17 protein-coding genes and 1 pseudogene are annotated in these 18404 nt (G+C 63.8%); 15 read left to right on the forward strand and 3 right to left on the reverse strand.

The window, feature by feature from the left end:
- Positions 1 to 75 precede the first annotated feature (75 nt).
- From Q0L30_RS09930 to Q0L30_RS09945, 4 genes and pseudogenes are all read left to right on the forward strand, one after another.
- Complete coding sequence (locus tag Q0L30_RS09930) at positions 76 to 1008, forward strand: LysR family transcriptional regulator (RefSeq protein WP_296654453.1); 933 nt, start codon at positions 76 to 78, stop codon at positions 1006 to 1008.
- Between the two features lie 174 nt (positions 1009 to 1182).
- A pseudogene (locus tag Q0L30_RS09935) lies at positions 1183 to 1287 on the forward strand (bifunctional glyoxylate/hydroxypyruvate reductase B); the annotation flags it as partial.
- Positions 1288 to 1397: 110 nt separating this feature from the next.
- Positions 1398 to 2213 carry a YhfC family intramembrane metalloprotease gene (locus tag Q0L30_RS09940; RefSeq protein WP_296654455.1) on the forward strand — a complete coding sequence of 272 codons (816 nt, stop codon included), beginning with the start codon at positions 1398 to 1400 and terminating at the stop codon, positions 2211 to 2213.
- Positions 2214 to 2257: 44 nt separating this feature from the next.
- Positions 2258 to 2623, forward strand: coding sequence for a DUF3022 domain-containing protein (locus Q0L30_RS09945; RefSeq protein WP_296654457.1), 366 nt, complete (start codon positions 2258 to 2260; stop codon positions 2621 to 2623).
- A 42-nt stretch (positions 2624 to 2665) separates the two neighbouring features.
- Here the strand turns inward: Q0L30_RS09945 and Q0L30_RS09950 are convergent, their stop codons facing one another.
- Positions 2666 to 3100, reverse strand: coding sequence for a PGDYG domain-containing protein (locus Q0L30_RS09950; RefSeq protein ID WP_296654459.1), 435 nt, complete (start codon positions 3098 to 3100; stop codon positions 2666 to 2668).
- 168 nt (positions 3101 to 3268) lie between these two features.
- On the reverse strand, positions 3269 to 3796 hold the full coding sequence (locus Q0L30_RS09955; RefSeq protein WP_296654461.1) for a Spy/CpxP family protein refolding chaperone: 528 nt from the start codon (positions 3794 to 3796) through the stop codon (positions 3269 to 3271).
- A 292-nt stretch (positions 3797 to 4088) separates the two neighbouring features.
- On the opposite strand from Q0L30_RS09955, the gene Q0L30_RS09960 reads away from it, so the two are divergent.
- Both Q0L30_RS09960 and Q0L30_RS09965 read left to right on the forward strand, forming a co-directional pair.
- Positions 4089 to 4553, forward strand: a complete 465-nt coding sequence (locus tag Q0L30_RS09960) for an Lrp/AsnC family transcriptional regulator (protein ID WP_296654463.1) — start codon at positions 4089 to 4091, stop codon at positions 4551 to 4553.
- 202 nt (positions 4554 to 4755) lie between these two features.
- Entirely contained in the window at positions 4756 to 5862 is a 1107-nt protein-coding gene (locus tag Q0L30_RS09965) for a saccharopine dehydrogenase C-terminal domain-containing protein (RefSeq protein ID WP_296654465.1), read from the forward strand.
- Between the two features lie 49 nt (positions 5863 to 5911).
- On the opposite strand, the gene Q0L30_RS09970 is transcribed toward Q0L30_RS09965, so the two are convergent.
- Positions 5912 to 6505 (reverse strand): ATP-binding protein, encoded by a 594-nt coding sequence (locus tag Q0L30_RS09970; RefSeq protein ID WP_296654466.1) that lies wholly within the window; start codon positions 6503 to 6505, stop codon positions 5912 to 5914.
- Between the two features lie 349 nt (positions 6506 to 6854).
- Between Q0L30_RS09970 and Q0L30_RS09975 the strand changes: the two genes are divergently transcribed.
- The 9 genes from Q0L30_RS09975 (at position 6855) to Q0L30_RS10015 (ending at position 18339) form a co-directional block, all read left to right on the forward strand.
- Complete coding sequence (locus Q0L30_RS09975) at positions 6855 to 7376, forward strand: hypothetical protein (protein WP_296654468.1); 522 nt, start codon at positions 6855 to 6857, stop codon at positions 7374 to 7376.
- Positions 7377 to 8206: 830 nt separating this feature from the next.
- Complete coding sequence (locus Q0L30_RS09980; protein WP_296654469.1) at positions 8207 to 8689, forward strand: hypothetical protein; 483 nt, start codon at positions 8207 to 8209, stop codon at positions 8687 to 8689.
- A gap of 139 nt (positions 8690 to 8828) precedes the next feature.
- Complete coding sequence (locus tag Q0L30_RS09985) at positions 8829 to 9866, forward strand: LacI family DNA-binding transcriptional regulator (protein WP_296654471.1); 1038 nt, start codon at positions 8829 to 8831, stop codon at positions 9864 to 9866.
- Between the two features lie 100 nt (positions 9867 to 9966).
- On the forward strand, positions 9967 to 10905 hold the full coding sequence (rbsK, locus tag Q0L30_RS09990) for a ribokinase (protein ID WP_296654473.1): 939 nt from the start codon (positions 9967 to 9969) through the stop codon (positions 10903 to 10905).
- A 220-nt stretch (positions 10906 to 11125) separates the two neighbouring features.
- On the forward strand, positions 11126 to 11569 hold the full coding sequence (locus Q0L30_RS09995) for a Tar ligand binding domain-containing protein (protein WP_296654475.1): 444 nt from the start codon (positions 11126 to 11128) through the stop codon (positions 11567 to 11569).
- 347 nt (positions 11570 to 11916) lie between these two features.
- Positions 11917 to 12678 carry a hydratase gene (locus tag Q0L30_RS10000; protein ID WP_296654477.1) on the forward strand — a complete coding sequence of 254 codons (762 nt, stop codon included), beginning with the start codon at positions 11917 to 11919 and terminating at the stop codon, positions 12676 to 12678.
- Positions 12679 to 13280: 602 nt separating this feature from the next.
- Complete coding sequence (locus Q0L30_RS10005; protein WP_296654479.1) at positions 13281 to 15203, forward strand: PrkA family serine protein kinase; 1923 nt, start codon at positions 13281 to 13283, stop codon at positions 15201 to 15203.
- Positions 15204 to 15361: 158 nt separating this feature from the next.
- A complete protein-coding gene (locus Q0L30_RS10010) occupies positions 15362 to 16630 on the forward strand; it encodes a YeaH/YhbH family protein (protein WP_296654480.1) in 1269 nt (422 codons plus the stop codon).
- Complete coding sequence (locus tag Q0L30_RS10015; protein WP_296654482.1) at positions 16627 to 18339, forward strand: SpoVR family protein; 1713 nt, start codon at positions 16627 to 16629, stop codon at positions 18337 to 18339. Before Q0L30_RS10010 ends, Q0L30_RS10015 begins: the two co-directional genes overlap by 4 nt.
- The last annotated feature ends 65 nt before the right edge of the window (positions 18340 to 18404 follow it).

Below are 18404 nucleotides of genomic sequence, written 5' to 3' on the forward strand. Positions count from 1 at the left end.
CCTAATTTAGATATATCGATATGAATAATCATCATTTGTGACGTAAAATATAAGTCAACCCGATATTTGTCCGTCATGACCCCGGAACAGCTGATAACCTTCGCCGCCGTCGCCGAGCATCGCAACATCAGCCGCGCAGCGGAGGCACTGCATCTCTCGCAGCCTGCGGTGTCGGGCCAGTTGCGGCTGTTGCAGGAGGCCTTCGGCGAGGCGCTCTACGTGCGCGATGGCCGCGGCGTGCGTCTCACGCCCACCGGGGAGCAACTGGCGACCCACGCGACGCGGCTGCGCGACTGCTGGCGCGACGCCTATGCGTTGCGCGACGCGCTGCGCGGACTGGAGCGCGGGACGCTGCGCATCGGCGCAAGCACGACACCCGCGAGCTATGTGCTGCCGTATCTGGCGGCGGCATTTCATCGGCGTTTCCCCGCGGTGAAGCTCGAAACGATGAACGGCAATACGTCCGATGTCATCGGCATGCTCGGCTCGCTCGACGTCGCGCTGATCGAAGGCCCGGTCGGCGCGCAGCTGCCGTCCGACACGGTCGTGCATCCGTGGCACGACGACGAGATCGTCGCCATCGCGCCACGCGGGCATCCGGTTGCTGCGCATGAGCACGCCGGCGTGCCCGATGCGCGCGTCCCGCTCGCCGCGCTCGGCGATTACCCGCTCGTGCTGCGCGAGGACGGTTCCGGCGTGCGTCAGATCGTGGAGCGCGCATTCATGCAAGCGGGTGTGCCGATGCGAATCGCGCTGGAAATTGCGGGCGTGGAAGGCGTGAAGGAGGCAGTGCGCGCGGGCATGGGCATCGGCTTCGTATCGGCCATGTCGATGCGCCACGAAGACGGCGCTCTGTCCCAGATCGCGCTCGGACCGCAGCCGCTCGCGCGGCATTTTTCGATTCTCGTGCCGCATGCGGGCGCGGCCTCGCGGGTCGCCCAGGTGTTTCTCGATCTGTGTCTCTCGGTGGACGCAGGTGAAACCGCCGCCGTCAGCGCGGCGAAGTAGTTTGCCGGTGTCCGGCGGGTTCGCCTGCTGCATCCTATGCTTCATGAGCGCGGCGCTCGTCGTCTCGTTCACGTTCGCGTTTGGGATGAGCGAGTCGCGCTACGCTGCTTCAGCCCTCGGAAAATCACGGACATGACCGAGAAAATCGTTGCGTACAAAACCTTGCCCGACGACGTACTCGCGAGTGCGCGCCACATCGTCGAACGCGCCGAATGGATGAAGGCGGGCAAGTGGACGGCGAGTATTGTCCCGGCGCAATGCGGCATCGATGTGCAGGGCGCGCCTGCCCAGTCAGCCGATCGCGACCGGGGCTGCGCGTCAGCCCCGATATCTGCGATGATTCGGGCTGCGGTGCGCGTTGGCGCGTGCCGGACGTTATAAGGCGCCTCATGTTCGTAGCCCCGACCACGCTGATCAGCCTCTCACTCGCGACACTCTTCGTCGCACTCTTGCCCGTGTTGCTTTATCGGCGGCTGCAGCGTCCTTTCGCGCTCGGCTGGCGCGACACGGTTGCGGGCATCGCCGTATTTGCGCTCTTCGCGACGGTGATCGAGCGCGGGCTCAACGGCTATATGCTGCACGGCAATCCCGTGACCGCCGCGTGGCTCGCGAACCCGCTTGCTTTCGTCGTCTATGGGGCGCTCGCCGCTGGCGTGTGCGAAGAGGTGGGTCGCTATATCGCGATGCGCATGCTTGCGCAACGTGCGCCGAACGCCGCGATCGCGCAGCCGTCCACCGACAGCATGGGCATCGGTTACGGCATCGGGCACGGCGGCGCTGAGGCGTGGCTCGTTGGCGTGATCGTGCAGTTGCAATGGATCGTGTTCGCCGTGCTCGCCAATCGCGGCGAACTCGACGAGCATCTCACCAACCTCCCGATGGACGCCGTATTACGCGTGCATCTGATCCTCGGTCGTTTGTCGCCGCAGCTCGCCGGCATATTCGCCGTCGAACGCACTGCGGCGTTCGTGTTCCAGATCGGTTTGTCCGTGCTGATGTGGCGCGGCGTGCGTGCGCGATGGAAGGGTATCCTGCCGCTCGCGATCGTTCTCCATGCACTGATCGATGTTCCCGCTGCGATGTTTCAGGCGCGCATGCTGCCGTTGCTCGCGGTGGATGGCGTCTATGCGGCCGTTGCGATCGCGCTTGTTGCCGTGCTGTTTCGCGTTTGCCGGCCAGCGCGTCGGGCGGACGCTGTTGCGTAAGCCGGTTTCGACCGGCGCGTTTTCTCACCTTTTTGTTGGTCTGGATGGAAGACTATCTGTTTGAATGCGCGAGTCCCGATTTCGAGGAGTTCGCGCGCGTGATCGCCGATCTCTTTCCCGAGCAGACGCGCTTTAGCGAGCAGCCTGCCGAAAACGGCTCGCCGCTCTTGATGGTGCATTGGGTGGCGATGCGCTTCGGCTCGGCCGCGCGGCGCATGACGATGACCATTGCGATTGCGCCTGCCGCGCTCGCGCGCTACCGGGCATTGCCGCCCCGGCTGCGCGGCCGCAGTTTCGCGGTGCTGCGCGCGTACGTGGAAGCGACGATTGGGTCGCTGGAAGAGCAGCACGCGAAAGGCGAGAGCGTTGCGCGTGAGGTGACGCTGGAGCTGGATGAGGAATTCGCGTGATGCGCCTCGCGCATCACGTATCGCTACTCGTGCATTGGGCGCTCAGTCCGCAAGCCGGTAGACCTTGGCGAAGCGCTCTGCCTTCACGACGCCGTAGTCGCCGGGCGCGTATTGCATGACCCAGTCGCCCGCGGTGCCGGTCAGGCGGTCGCCGCCCGCGGAGCGCACGATCGTGAACGGTTCGTCCATGCGCCGGGCGAGCACGACCGCGGGCCGGTTGCGATACGCGCCGGGCGTGCCGTGCGCAAGCGCCGCGTCGGCGGGCAGGTATTTCGCGTCGAAACGTTCGCGCGACACCACCCAGCGCTCGCCGGTGGAGCCGGTAATGATCGCGTCGCCGAGTGCGTAGCGATTCGGGCCTTCGAGGCTCAGCAGTTCGCCGGGTTCGGCGGCGAAGGTCACGGCGACGGTTTCGTCCTTGACGACGCGCTGGGCGGCGGCGTCGGTGCGCAGGTCGAGTTGGGCAAGTTCAATCATGATGGCGGCAGCGGAACTGCATCGAAAAAGCGTATTCCAGATGAAGCGACGGCCGGACTGAACTGTCCGGCCGTCATGCGGTCCGCAAGGGTACCTTGAATCGCACCGTCGCGCACGCCGTTTTGTGCGCCGCTTGCGCCAGTTTCGTGCGTGACCGTGTGCGCGGCGTTACTGCGCCGCTGCGGCGTCGCTCGCCGGCTTCGCGCGCCCCTTGCCGCGATGCTTCGAACGCGGGCCGCCCTTGCCGCCAGCTTCGCGGCCATGGTGACGGAAGGTCTGGTCGGCCAGCGCCTTCTGCTCGGGCGAGAAGCTGTTGTACAGCGGCTCGAACGCCGTAACGAGTTTTTGCATGTCCTCGGCGTGGGCCTGGGTGATTTGCGCGTACTGCTTCATGTCGTCGAGCGCGTTACGCGTGGTTTCACCGTTCGCGCGCTGCTTGAACAGATCGGACATGTTCTGGCTGTTGCTGCGCATCTGATCGGCGAAAGCCTTCCACTGCGGTTCCTGCTCGGGCGTGATTTTCAGTGTGGAATGCAGGTAGGCGATGCGTTCCTCGACGCGTTGCTGGTGCTCGGCGGCGCGCGCTTCCTGGGTTGCCGCGGCGGGCGCCGAGGCTGCGGCGGTCGTAGCTGCGGTCTGCGCGAAGGCACCGCTCATCGAAAGCGCGGCAACAAGGACGGCCAAAGTCTTCTTCATTTTTGCTCCTCGGATCATTTCGTAGCGATTCGTAGCGTCACGTAGCGTTTTGTAGCGAGTGGGACTCAATACCGGACCAATTGCAGCCGATATTAGTACCACGATAACGTCCGGCTGCGATGGCGGCGCGACAACTGCTTACAAGTGATACGCGCGGAAATCGCTGCAAATGCCTGCGAGCGCACGATGAAACGCGAGTGCAAGCCTGTCCGATGCCACCGGCCAATGGCTCGCACGCCGCGCGGCGCGCGATAATGACGCCACATCCTTTTGACTGTGAGACGTCCCATCGATGAGACCGCCGCGCCTCGACCAACTCGACGACCTCGACCGCAGCCTTGTCGCGCTGCTGCAGGAAAACGCACGCGAGAGCGTTGCAAACCTCGCGCGCCGGCTGGGCGTTGCGCGCACGACGGTGCTTGCGCGCATCGGTCGGCTGGAGCGCTCGCAGGTCATTGCGGGCTATGGCGTGCGGCTAGGCCAGGACGTGCTCGATGCGAGTCTTCAGGCGTGGGTGGGGCTCATCATCGCGCCCAAGCATGGCGCCGACGTGCAGAAGCGTCTCGGCAAGATGCACGAGGTGCAGCTGCTCTGCGCGGTCAGCGGCGAATATGACTACGTCGCCTGGCTGCGCGCCGAAACGCCGGACCGCCTCAACGATCTGCTCGACCAGATCGGCGGCATCCCCGGCGTCGAGCGCACGACGACCTCGATCGTGCTCGCGCGCAAGATCGACCGCGGCATGGTCACGGGCTGAAGGCGCAGCGGGAGTCAGGCCGACTTGTTTCGGCCCGGATCGGCCTGTTTCGACGAATCGTCGAATAGCCCGGTCTAAACGTCGAACATTGAGGTCGAAACGCAGCACTTTGCGTCTATAAACCATTTACGCATCTCCCTAGACTGTCTTTAGCGGGCGCGGCACTGCCCCGACCCATAAAACCAAGCAAAGGAGATGCAAGATGAAAGTTGCGATTGCCGGCGCTGGCCTGATTGGCCACACCATTGCCCACATGCTGCGCGAGACCGGCGACTACGAAGTGGTTGCCCTTGACCGCGACCCGAAAGCGCTCGAAAAAATCGCTGCGGACGGCATTCCCGTCGAGCGCGTCGACTCCGCCGATGGCGCCGCGCTGCGCAGTGCGCTCGCCGGCTACGACGCGCTCGTGAATGCGCTGCCGTACTACCTCGCCGTGAACGTGGCGTCGGCGGCGAAGGGGGCGGGCGTCCATTACTTCGACCTCACCGAGGACGTGCGCGCGACGCACGCGATCCGCACGCTCGCCGAGGGCGCCGATCACGTCTTCATGCCGCAGTGCGGCCTCGCACCCGGCTTTATCGGCATCGCGGCGCATGCGCTTGCGAGCCACTTCACCGAGATCCGCGACGTCAAGATGCGCGTGGGTGCGCTGCCGCAATTCCCGACCAACGCGCTCAAATACAACCTGACCTGGAGCGTGGACGGCCTCATCAACGAGTACTGCCAGCCGTGCGAAGCGATTCGCGACGGCCGCACGCAATGGGTGCAGCCGCTCGAAGGCCTCGAACACTTTTCGCTGGACGGTGTGGAGTACGAGGCGTTCAACACCTCGGGCGGGCTCGGCACGCTGTGCGAGACGCTGGCCGGGCGCGTCGAATCGCTCGACTACAAGTCGGTGCGCTATCCGGGGCATCGCGAGTTGATGCAGTTCCTGCTCGAAGACCTGCGCCTTGCCACCGACCGCGACACGCTCAAGTCGATCCTGCGCCGCGCGGTGCCCGAGACCGAGCAGGATGTCGTGCTGATCTTCATGACCGTGACAGGCATGCGCAACGGCCGTCTCGTGCAGGAAGTGCTGACGCGCAAGATCTTCGCCAAGACGGTGTGCGGCGTGCCGATGAGCGCGATCCAGATCACCACGGCGGGCGCGATGTGCGCCGTGCTCGACCTGTTCCGCGAGAAGAAGCTGCCGCAACAGGGCTTCGTGCGCCAGGAGCAGGTGCTGCTCGATCAGTTCCTCGCGAACCGCTTCGGGCAGGTGTACGAGGGCGCGACGCTCGACGCCCGCGCACTGGCGCCGCTGGCGTAAGGGAATCGCAGGCGGCGTCGGGCGGTCTGTGGGTGGCCTGTGGGCGGCCTTAGGGCGTCGCCGTCGCCTGCACGATGCGCTGCAGCAATGCGTCGTAGTCGGACTCGCCGGGCGCCGTGCTGTCGAAGACGATGAGGCCTTCGAGCTGCGCGCCCGAGGGCACGAAGCGGCGCTGCCGGTATTCGTCCCAGTGTGTGAGCTTGTAGGCATCGTTCGGGTTGCCGCGTCCGATGATGCGGCGGTGTGCCGTGTCTTCGGCTGTCTGCACCCAGACCACGGAGAGCGCCACCTTCGGCCCGATGTCGAGCCACGCACGGTCGAAGAGCCGCCGGTCGCGAATCTCACGCGAAAGCGGCCCGACGACGATCACGCTCACGCCGAGTTCGAGGTTTTCGCGGGCGGTATCTATCAGGCCCTGATACTCGGGGTCGCGCAGGTGCTTCAGGTAGAGGGGGCTGTCGCGGTCGTTCGGATCGTGCGTGAGCGCCCCCATGGCAGCGGAGCTGTAACGGCCATACAGCGTGTCTTTATCGAGCAGGCAGAATGCTTCGCCCGTCGCGCGGCCAAGCGGTCCGATCAGGCGTTTCGCGAGCGATGTCTTGCCAGTGCCAGCGTGGCCGCAGATGAAAACGAGGCGTGTCACGAAAGGTGGTTCTCCGCATCGGTGAATTGCACGTCTTCGCCGCGAGCGTTCGCGTCCAGCCACCTCGCGTCGACGATGCCGATGCCGGGTATCCACGAGAAATGCAGCATTGATTCAGTCTCCTTTTGCGCGCAGCGGCGCGGGCGCGCCACGCACGTTGCCAGATCGGTAAGATCGATCATCGCCGTTATGCACGTACCGTGCAAGCGCACACGAATGCGCCTTGTCGCGGACAGGCATGATGAACACACGCGCCGCGCGTGCCGGTGAAATCAACGGTAATAAATAGAAATATACGAAAATAGGCCGAAACAACCCGGCAGACCGATACAGACAGGGGACGCGTTTCATGCTTTCGCGTGTGTTCCATGCATTGCTCGCACCGTGCGCAATGACGCGTCATGGGGCATGCCGCTGCCTGCGCGCCGCAGCCCAGGCACTAGCGCTTGCCGTGCTCATTGCCTTCACCACGCTTACCGCGCTTACCGCGCTTACGATCGGCGGCTGCGCCGAAACGCCCGCGCCGCCGGTGCCGTTCAGGCCGGTGCCCGCCGAGCGCATCGTGTTGCCCGGCTATACGCAACCGGGGGAAGGGCGCGTCGCCGTGGATGTGCGGCGCGAGCGCACCAACAATCTGGTCGTCAAGTTTCGCGATGCGCCGCTCTACGTCGATGGCGAGCGGGTCGCCGACCTGATGAACGGCGAGCACGTCGTCCTGTACCTGCGTGCCGGCGTGCACCGCATCGCCGTGACGACGCAGTTCGACCCCGTGGTGGAGATCCGTTTCGTGGTCGATCCGCGCTATACGAACATCGCGAATGTATCGTTCGATACCGACCATCGCATCCTGATCCGCCGCGTCGCACGTTGATGTTCTTGCAACTTGTTCCGTAACGGCGATGCCGCATGCATGCGAGTTCGTCGTCTAGAGGCACACGTCGAAGCGATTCGCACGGTCGCCCGGCATGCCGGTTTGCTCAAGCGCGGATTTGCGATTCTCAGGCAACCGAGCTTGCGATCGATCGGCGTGATTGCATGACGCATCGGCGCGCAAATTGCGGCAAAGCTACATCGGCGCACACCTCTTCGCCGCGTGCGGCGCGGCAGTGGGGTCGTTGACGTTGCTGGCCCGCACTCGCAGGCCCGCGTGCGCCTGAATCGTTGCCTCCAATCGATGACGCGGGTAGTCCGCGCAGCAAAGCGGGAGACCCGCCATGCGGGTTTTGCGCATTCGCCACCGTGTCTTCGGCGTCGCACAGTGAAATATGCGCTCAAGAAATGCGCCGCCAGGCCGTTATGCGATACGTGTTGGTGACGAAACTAGCGCGTGCGGCCGGAGCGTGGCTGTGAGTGCTGCGCTTCGCGCGCCACCGCCCAAATGCCCGCGTGCCGCGTGTGCCGGTGGATCGAACCGGTCTGCGCGGGTGCTGCGTGCGCTTCGCTACCCGCGTCGCGCGCGGCCAGGCTCGCGACTACAGGATCGTGATGGATGCAATTGCCCCCGACGTGATGTCTGCAGCGGCTGAAATGCTGAGGAAGACGCGTGTCGGCAACACTGACGAGCAACCGGCGTGCGCCGGTACCGGCCTCGACCGCCGCGCGGGCGAGGCGTCGGAGTGGGTGGTCGCGGGCCATCGCGTGAGTGACGCACTCCGCCTGCGTCACCGATCGGCTCGACGCCCCGCGAGCGAGCGCGGCGCCATGACGAACCAGTCGTTGGCCGCGCAACGAGCCAGGGTTGCCCCGCAGGCTAGTCAAGGTGCATATGCATGTCCGGCGCACAGCGATTTTTTTAATGCAATCGCGCCCGTGACAATGTTCATGCTGTTCTTCCGGCCCGGCTTGCGCCTGCTCACTTACGATACGCCCGGCGCGAGCCTCATGCCGGAACTCGCGGTCATGACAGAGGGAACGGCGCTCGTGTTCGCTGTTGCGTTTGCTGTTGCCTTATTTGTCAGCGCAGTTGGCGCGGGGCACGTGCTACAGGTCATGGCGAGCGTCGCGATCGACGGTTCGGAACCGATGAGCGACAGGGCGCCGGTGCCTGGCGGGAACGGTGCAAGCGGCCTGAAAGGACGAAAGAGACTGAAGGGGCTGAAGGAACCGATGGAACGCATCATTGCCGGCGCGGTGTTCGGGGCATCTGTGCCCGACATGCGCTGCAGCTGCATACGAAGGACATAACAATCGACAGAGGGCGCGGTCTGCGCGGCAGTGGTGGACCGTCGAGGGCAATAGCCGCATCGCGGCGCGCAGTTGGAGGTGGAGCGCGCACGGCGAGACGGCCGCAACAGGCAGCAAACGAGGCAGGAGCAACAGAAAGATGGCGACGATCAAGGATGTGGCTGCCGTGGCAGGGGTGTCGTTCACGACGGTGTCGCATGTGGTGAACAATTCGCGGCCTGTGTCGGCCGACGTTCGAACCAAGGTCGAGCGCGCGATCCGCGAGCTCAACTACGTGCCGTCGGCGGTGGCGCGTTCGCTCAAGGCGCGGGCAACGGCGACGATCGGGCTGCTGGTGCCGAACGGCACGAATCCCTATTTCGCGGAGCTCGCGCGCGGCGTCGAGGATGGTTGCGCGCAGAAGGGCTACTGCGTGTTCTTCTGCAACTCGGACGACGATCCGGCCAAGCAGCGCAGCTATCTGCGCGTGCTGCAGGAAAAGCGCATCGACGGGCTGATCCTGGCATCGGCCGGCGACGACGCCGTGCTCGCGGCGACGCTCGCCGAAGCGCGCGAGCCGCTCGTCGTCGTGGATCGCAACATCGAAGGGCTCGACGCCGATCTCGTGCAGATCGACCATGAGCGCGGCGCGTGGCTCGCGACGCGGCATCTGATCGAACTCGGCCACCTGCGCATCGGCTGCATCACCGGACCGGTTTCGACGGCCGTGAGCGCGATGCGCGTGCATGGCTTTCTGCGCGCGATGGCCGGACGCGGCATCGAAATCCCGCCGGGCGCGATCGTCGAAAGCGACTTCTCGGGCTCGGGCGGCTATCTCGCCGCAGCGCAGCTCCTCGATACGGTGCGCCCCACCGCGATCTTCGCCTGCAACGACATGATGGGCATCGGCGCGCTGCGCGCCGCGGCCGAGCGCGGTCTTTCGGTGCCGGGAGACTGCTCGGTCATCGGTTTCGACGATATCGAGTTCGGCCATTTCACCTGGCCCACGCTGTCGACGGTGGGACAATCGGTGCGCGCGCTCGGCGAGATGGCCGCGCTCACGCTGATCGAGCGGATTTCGGGGGCCGCTGAAGCCGGCGCACCCGGACGCCGGCGCCTGATGGCGCCGCGCCTCATCGCGCGCGAATCGACCGGGCCGCTCGTTAGCGTCTCGGACGTGAAGTCGCTCGCGGCCTGAGGCGGGATGCGTCAGGGGAACATGCGAAGCAATCCGCGGGGAACGTGGCGTACACCGGAGCGTCCGTCGCACGATGCATCGCATTGAACCAGGAGCGACCGTGGCGGCAGAGAGATTCACACGGCCTGCGGGCGGACGCGTTGCGGTGGTCGGCAGCCTGAACATGGATCTGGTCGTGCGCGCGCCGCGCCTGCCGCAACCGGGCGAAACGCTCGCAGGTAGCGCGTTCGCGCAGGTGGCGGGCGGCAAGGGCGGCAACCAGGCCGTGGCCGCCGCACGCCTTGGTGCGCGGGTCGCCATCATCGGCTGCGTTGGCGCCGATGCCAACGGCGAGCAACTGCGCGCGGGACTCGTCGCGCAAGACATCGATTGCGCTGCGCTGGAAATCTCGCCGCGCGCGCCGACGGGCATGGCGCTGATCGTCGTCGACGAGGCGAGCCAGAACACGATCGTCATCGTCGCGGGCAGCAACGGCGAGGTTTCGCCCAGCACGATTGCGCAGCACGAAGCGGTACTGGCCCAGGCGGACATCGTGGTCTGCCAGCTCGAAACGCCGCCTGACTCCGTGCATGCGGCGCTCGCCGCAGCGAAACGGCTTGGCAAGACCACAATCCTCAATCCCGCGCCCGCCACGGGGCCGCTCCCGGCAGACTGGCTGCCGCTCGTCGATTACCTTGTGCCCAACGAACTCGAAGCCTCGGCGCTCACAGGCCTGCCTGCGAGCACGCCCGCCGAGGCCGCGCGCGCCGCACTCGCATTGCGTGACGCGGGCGCGCGCAACGTGCTCGTGACACTCGGCGCGCAGGGCGTCTGCGCACTGCTCGACGACGCGCCGCCCGCGCACTGGCCTGCGCCGCGCGTCACGGCCGTCGACACGACCGCGGCAGGCGACACGTTTATCGGTGCTTTGGCCGCGAGGCTGGCGCACGGCGTCGCGGCGCCGGCGGCGGTGCAGTTCGCGCTGCGCGCGGCGGCGGTCTCCGTCACGCGCGCGGGTGCGCAACCGTCGATTCCGGGCCTCGACGACGTACCCACCTGAATCCCTCGACTGCCGCACCGCGTTTGCGCCACGTTGTCTCCTGGATGTTCGGCTGGTGTTCCCCTATAGCCGCTGCAATCTTCATACCAAATGGTCCTTTTCAAGGCGGCCAGACGTTTGCCGTAAACGACGTAACGAGCGGACGTAACGAGCGGACGTAAAGAACGGCGATTCTTGTCATGACGTACGCCATGCGCCGCCACGTCATCGAGGGGAGATCATGAAACCGGGCATCGGCATCAAGGCGCGCGTCGGCCTCACGCTGGCGCTTCTCGCGACGCTTGCCGCCGTCGCCGGGGTGCTCGCATTGCCGGGCCTCGCCCGGTCCAGCGAGGACTGGCACGATACCTGTGCGAACGAAATGTTCAGCCAGCGGGCAATTGACGTCGCCGAACTGTATGCCGCACGCGAACATCTCGTACTGGACCGCGCCGGATTCGAGATCGGCACGCCTGAGGTCGCCCCGACACTGCGGCGCGCGCGCATGATGCGCGGCATCTCGGACGAATGGTGGAAGAAGTCCATCGACTTGCCGCTCGGCGCCGAAGAAGACCGTTTTGCGCGGGCAGTGTCGGCGCGGCGCGATGCGCTGCACGAGGCCGCCGACGCGTTCGCGGCGGTCATCCTGGCTGGCGAGAGCAACGGCGCACGGGAAACGTGCTAGACCGGCATTGACGGTGCATTCGCGCCGCCGCTCCGGACACGCCGGAACGCGCGAGAACGATCTGAAACGCCGCTGCATTGCAGCGTTTTTTTTTCGTTTGCCCCCGTGCTGGCGCGCACGCTATGCCTGCGCAGTTACGGTACATTGATGAGCGGTGTCACAAGCGCTGCCCAATTCGCACGGTACACTGGCGCGTCGGTTATGCCGGCGCAGGCCGCGAGTGCCCGTGCCGCGCGCATGGCTTTCCGGTGGGCGCGCCCCCGGCAAGCGAGACCCCCGACACAACGACATCCGACTGCATGGTTCATCCGTGCCGGTCACACGAGATAGAACAAAAGGACCCAGACATGACGCATGACGACCTCGCGCAGCGCCTCGTGAATGCGCGCCGCCAGCATCAGCTGATCGACACGGCGGCGCCCATGCGCATGCCGCCCGATGCGGCTACGGCCTACGCCATCCAGCAGGCCGTCATGGCGGGCCTCGGGACGACTACCGGCGGCTGGAAGGTCGGTGCGCGGGCGCCGGGCGGACCGGCATCGGGCGCGCCGATTCCGGCGACGCTCATCTACGCCTCACCCGTGCGGCTCGAACGGCAAGCGTTTTTCCGCGTGCTGGTGGAGCTGGAAATCGCGTTCCGCTTCGCCGAGCCCATCGCGCCGCGCGCCGATGCCTACGCGCGCGACGAGGTGCTCGCGCGGGTCGGACAGATCCTGCCGGCCATCGAGATCGTCGACAGCCGCTTCGCGGAATGGCCGAATGTTGCGCCGCTCGCGCAGTTGGCCGACGCACAGAACAACGGCGCGCTGGTGACCGGCCATGCGCTGCCCTACGCGGCGCTTGCGCGCTCGCTCGACTTCGTCGCACCCGAGCTGGAGCTTTCCTTCGACGGGGCGTCGCTCGTGCCCGAGGCGCCCGGCAATCCGGCGGGCGACCCGCGCGAATTGCTGGTCTGGTTCGTCAACCACTGCGCAGCCATGGGCATCACGATCGAACCCGAGTGGACGGTGACAACCGGCACTTATGTCGGCGCGCACCGTATCGCGGGGCCGGGGCTGCTGCACGGGCGCATCGACGGGCTTGGCGAAGTGGAGATCGAGTTCGTCTAGTGCGCGTGGCGCTGCCGCGCTCCGGTATTGAACAAGAGAAGCCGCCCGCGTAACGCGAGGCGGCTTTTTTGATTGCGTGTCGTGCCCGCACAAACTGTCAGGCGTGACAGTTTCGCGCGCCGTCCAAGCCACTACTGCCGGTAGGGACAGGTAACGTTCGCACGCGCGATTCGCATGATTGGCGCGCATGCAGAGCGGATGCGGGCGGCACCTGAATAAAAGAAAAATAAACTGTGACGCGCAGCGACAACAGCATGGACAAATCCGGTGCTGCCACCCATGGCGGAGAGTGGAGGAACGTGAGGGATAACGCGCAGACGCCTGCGAAAAAGAGGCGTCCAGTGGAGGCATGCGACGGCGAAGGCGCAAAGGTGCGAAAGGCGAAAGCGGCGTCTGTTGCCGCGGCCTGGATTTTGCGCGTGCTGAGGAAATTGATTGTACGGCTTGCCCGGTCGTGCTCCAAGCAGTCTTTCACCTGGCCTTATCCGGCGCGATTTCTCTGTGAAAAAAAATAGAAAAGGGTTTAGGATGAATTCGAGCGATGTCGTTTCCGACGGGCGCGCCGCGCGCGACATCGGTCGAAGATCTAGCGAGGAGGTAGCATGGATATCTACAGCAGCTTCGCGACCCGCTTCGAAAAAACGCGAGAGGAAGAATTCTCGCTCGAGGAGTATCTCGCGCTCTGCAAGGAAGATCCCAGTGCGTACGCCACAGCCGGCGAACGCATGCTGACAGCAATCGGCGAACCCGAACAGATCGACACTCGAAACGATCCACGCCTGTCGCGCATCTTTGCGAACAAGGTCATCAAGGTCTATCCTGCGTTCCGCGAGTTCTACGGCATGGAGGACGTGATCGAGCAGGTGGTCGCGTATTTCCGCCATGCGGCGCAGGGCCTCGAAGAGAAGAAACAGATCCTCTATCTGCTCGGTCCGGTGGGCGGCGGCAAGTCGTCGATCGCCGAGCGCCTCAAGCAGCTCCTCGAACGCGTGCCGTTCTATGCGATCAAGGGTTCGCCCGTCAACGAATCGCCGCTCGGGCTGTTCGACTACGACGAAGACGGTCCCATCCTCGAAGAGCAGTACGGCATTCCACGCCGCTATCTCAAGAGCATTCTGAGCCCCTGGGCAGTCAAGCGCCTGCACGAATACAACGGCGATATCCGGCGCTTCCGCGTGGTGCGCCGCTATCCGTCGATCCTGAGGCAGATAGGCATTGCGAAGACCGAGCCTGGCGATGAAAACAACCAGGATATTTCTTCGCTCGTCGGTAAGGTCGATATCCGCAAGCTCGAACAGTATGCGCAGGACGATGCCGACGCTTACAGCTACTCGGGCGGCTTGTGCCTCGCGAATCAGGGTTTGCTCGAATTCGTGGAAATGTTCAAGGCGCCGATCAAGGTGCTGCATCCGCTGCTCACCGCAACCCAGGAAGGCAACTTCAAGGGTACGGAAGGGTTCGGCGCGATACCGTTTAACGGCATCATCCTTGCGCACTCCAACGAGTCGGAGTGGAAGGCGTTCCGCAACAACCGCAACAACGAGGCGCTGCTCGACCGGATTTTTGTCGTGAAGGTGCCGTACTGCCTGCGCTACTCGGAAGAGATGAAGATCTACGAGAAGCTGTTGCGCAACTCGTCGTTGGCCCAGGCCGTCTGCGCACCGGGCACGCTGAAGATGATGGCGCAGTTTTCCGTGCTCACGCGTCTGCAGGAGCCCGAGAATTCCAGCCTCTTTTCGAAGATGCAGGTCTACGACGGCGAAAATCTCAAGGACACCGATCCGAAGGCGAAGTCGTATCAGGAGTATCGCGATTTCGCGGGCGTGGACGAGGGCATGAACGGCGTCTCCACGCGCTTCGCGTTCAAGATTCTCTCGCGCGTGTTCAACTTCGATTCGACCGAAGTGGCCGCGAATCCGGTGCATCTGATGTACGTGCTCGAACAGCAGATCGAGCGCGAGCAGTTTCCGCCGGAAACCGAGCAGAAATTCCTGTCCTTCGTGAAGGACGTGCTGGCGTCGCGTTACGCCGAGTTTATCGGCAAGGAAATCCAGACCGCGTACCTCGAATCGTATTCGGAATACGGACAGAACATTTTCGACCGTTACGTCACGTACGCCGACTTCTGGATCCAGGACCAGGAATTCCGCGACCACGACACGGGCGAAAGTTTCGACCGCGCGGCGCTCAATGCCGAACTGGAGAAGATCGAGAAACCGGCGGGCATCAGCAATCCTAAGGACTTCCGCAACGAGATCGTCAATTTCGTACTGCGCGCACGGGCCGCCAACGCCGGCAAGAATCCGGCATGGATCAGCTACGAGAAACTGCGCGTGGTCATCGAAAAGAAGATGTTCTCCAACACGGAAGAACTCTTGCCGGTCATCTCGTTCAATGCGAAGGGCTCGGCGGAAGAGCAGCGCAAGCACGAAGACTTCGTCAACCGCATGGTGACGAAGGGTTATACGCCGAAGCAGGTGCGGTTGCTGTGCGACTGGTATCTGCGGGTGCGCAAGTCATCATGAGCGAGGAGGCTTTACCGTCCGTGCGCGGCGCCGCCAGCGCTTTACGGCGGCGGGCCGCACGGGCTTCCGGCGGGGCGCGGGCCGCATGGCCATAAGCGCGACGCAGATGCAAACCGCGCTGCGCCTCGCCCATTCGAAACTGGAGCGGGAGACTGGATGTGCTTCATCAAATCATCGACCGCAGGCTGGCCGGCAAGAACAAGAGCATTGCAAACCGCGAGCGCTTTTTGCGCCGCGTGAAAAACTATATTCGTCACGCCGTTTCGGAAGCGGTGCGTGATCGCAGCATCAAGGACATTCAGAATAACCAGAGCATCACGATCCCGCGCAAGGATATCGCCGAACCGTCGTTCCGCCACGGTCCAGGCGGGCGGCGCGAGATGGTGCATCCGGGCAACGAAGACTACGTGCGCGGCGACCGCATTCCGCGTCCGCAAGGCGGCGCGGGCGGCGGCGGAAGCCAGGCGAGCAACGAAGGCGAAGGGCAGGATGACTTCGTGTTCGAACTGTCGCGCGAAGAGTTCATGCAGTACTTCTTCGACGATCTCGAACTTCCGCGCCTCGTCAAAACCCATCTGATGGCCGTGCCCACCTGGAAGAGCATCCGCATGGGCTGGGCCGCCGAGGGCACGCCCAACAACATCGATGTCGTACGTTCGCTGCGCAGCGCCCTCGGGCGGCGTATCGCGCTGGGTGCGCCGCTCGCCAACGAACTTCATGAACTCGAGGAGCAACTCGACGTGCTCAAGGCCGATCCGGCCGACCGGCGCGAAGAAATCCGCGACCTCGAAGAACGGATCCACTATCTGCGCGGCCGCATCTGGCGCATTCCGTTCATCGATCCCTTCGACCTGCGCTACGTGAACCGCATCAAACAGCCACAGCCGTCGAGCCAGGCCGTGATGTTTTGTCTGATGGATGTGTCCGGTTCGATGGACGAGCAGCGCAAGGATCTCTCCAAGCGCTTCTTCATCCTGCTCTACCTCTTTCTCAAGCGTAATTACGAGCGCATCGAGGTGGTGTTCATCCGTCACCATACGCGCGCCGAAGAGGTGGATGAAGACACCTTCTTCCATTCCACCGAGAGCGGCGGTACGGTCGTTTCCAGTGCGCTGGAACTCATGAAAGAGGTGATCGAGGACCGATATTCGCCGAGCGAATGGAATATCTACGGCGCGCAGGCGTCGGACGGGGACAACTGGACGGACGATTCGCCGAAGTGCCGTAAGATCCTCCTGGATGACATCCTGCCGAAGGTGCGTTATTTTGCGTATATCCAGGTGACGCCTGAAGAGCAGAATCTCTGGCTCGAATACGCGCAACTGGCGCTGACCCAGCCGCATCTGGCGATGAAGAAAGTCGACTCCGCGGCGGATATCTACCCGGTTTTCCGGGAGTTGTTTGAAAAGCAGGTGGAAACATCATGACGACACGCCACTTGCACAACGAGGCGCGCGGCTATCAGCCGGAGCGCCGGAAGACTGGCGGCCACGAAAAGGGGCACCATGGTGCGAGGGAGGGCGCCACTGTACCCGCCGCCGGGGTACCGGGTCATGTTTCCGAACCCGCTCGTGAGCCGGAGCGTGGGCTTCGCGAGCCAAGGGAAGTGCACATGGACTTAGCCGATAGACGGCCGTTGCCGTGCCCGTCCGACTGGACCTTCGAGTTGATCGAGGAGTACGACACGCACATCGCGCATGTTGCGGAGCAATATGAGCTTGACGTGTACCCGATCCAGCTCGAGCTGATCAGTGCCGAGCAGATGATGGACGCCTACGCATCGGTTGGCATGCCGGTGAACTATCGTCACTGGTCGTTCGGCAAGCACTTCCTCGCGACCGAGAAGAGTTACCGGCGCGGCCAGATGGGGCTCGCGTACGAGATCGTCATCAACTCGAATCCGTGCATTGCGTACCTCATGGAAGAGAACACGATGACGATGCAGGCGCTCGTCATCGCGCACGCCGCGTACGGCCACAATTCGTTTTTCAAGGGCAATTACCTGTTCAGTCTCTGGACAGATGCCCACGCGATCATCGACTACCTCGTCTACGCGAAAAACTACATTGCCGAATGCGAAGAGCGTTATGGCCTCGATCGCGTCGAGGAACTGCTCGATTCCTGCCACGCGCTGATGAACTACGGCGTGGACCGTTACAAACGTCCGCAAAAGCTTTCGCTCGAACGTGAGGCCGCAATGCGGCGCGAACGGGAAGCCTATTTGCAGTCGCAGGTGAACGATCTGTGGCGCACGCTGCCCGCGAGGCATCGGCCGCTCGCAGAGGAAGTAGAGGAGCGTTTCCCGCCCGAGCCGCAGGAAAATCTGCTCTATTTCGCCGAGAAAAATGCGCCGCTCCTGCAGCCGTGGGAGCGCGAAGTGATTCGCATCGTGCGCAAGATCGGTCAGTACTTCTACCCGCAACGGCAAACGCAGGTTATGAACGAAGGGTGGGCCACGTTCTGGCATTACACGCTGCTCAATACGCTGTATGCGCAAGGCAAACTCGAAGACGGTTTCATGATGGAGTTCCTGCATTCGCACAGCAACGTCGTGTATCAGCCGCCCGTGACGAAGCACTATTACAGCGGCATCAATCCGTATGCGCTGGGATTTTCGATGATGAGCGATATTCGCCGCATCTGCGAAAACCCCACCGACGAAGACCGCAAGTGGTTCCCCGAACTGGCGGGCAGCCCGTGGCTCAAATCGCTGCACTACGCGATGCGCAATTTCAAGGACGAGAGCTTCATCGCGCAATATCTCTCGCCACATCTGATCCGCGAAATGCGGCTCTTTTCCGTGCTCGACGACGACATGCGCGACGCGCTCGAAGTCTCGGCGATCCACGACGACAGCGGCTACCAGTACGTGCGCCAGGCGCTCTCGCGGCAATACGACATGCATCATCGCGAGCCGAACATCCAGGTCTGGTCGGTCAATACGCGTGGCGACCGAAGCCTCACGCTGCGCCACTTCATGAGCGACAACCGCCATCTTTCCAACGACACGGATGAAGTGCTGCGCCACATGGTGAGGCTGTGGCAGTTCGACGTGTATCTGGAGAGCGTCGACGAGAACGGTACCGTGCGCAAGCGCTATGAGTGCCGTTATATGCCGCCCTCGTTGAGGGTTTAGCAGCCGCCTGTCTACCGGGCCGTCAAACTATCTGGACGTCGATGCGTCAGCTTTTCGGTGCAGGC

It is taken from the genome of Paraburkholderia sp. (assembly GCF_024281035.1).
Lineage (GTDB): Bacteria > Pseudomonadota > Gammaproteobacteria > Burkholderiales > Burkholderiaceae > Paraburkholderia.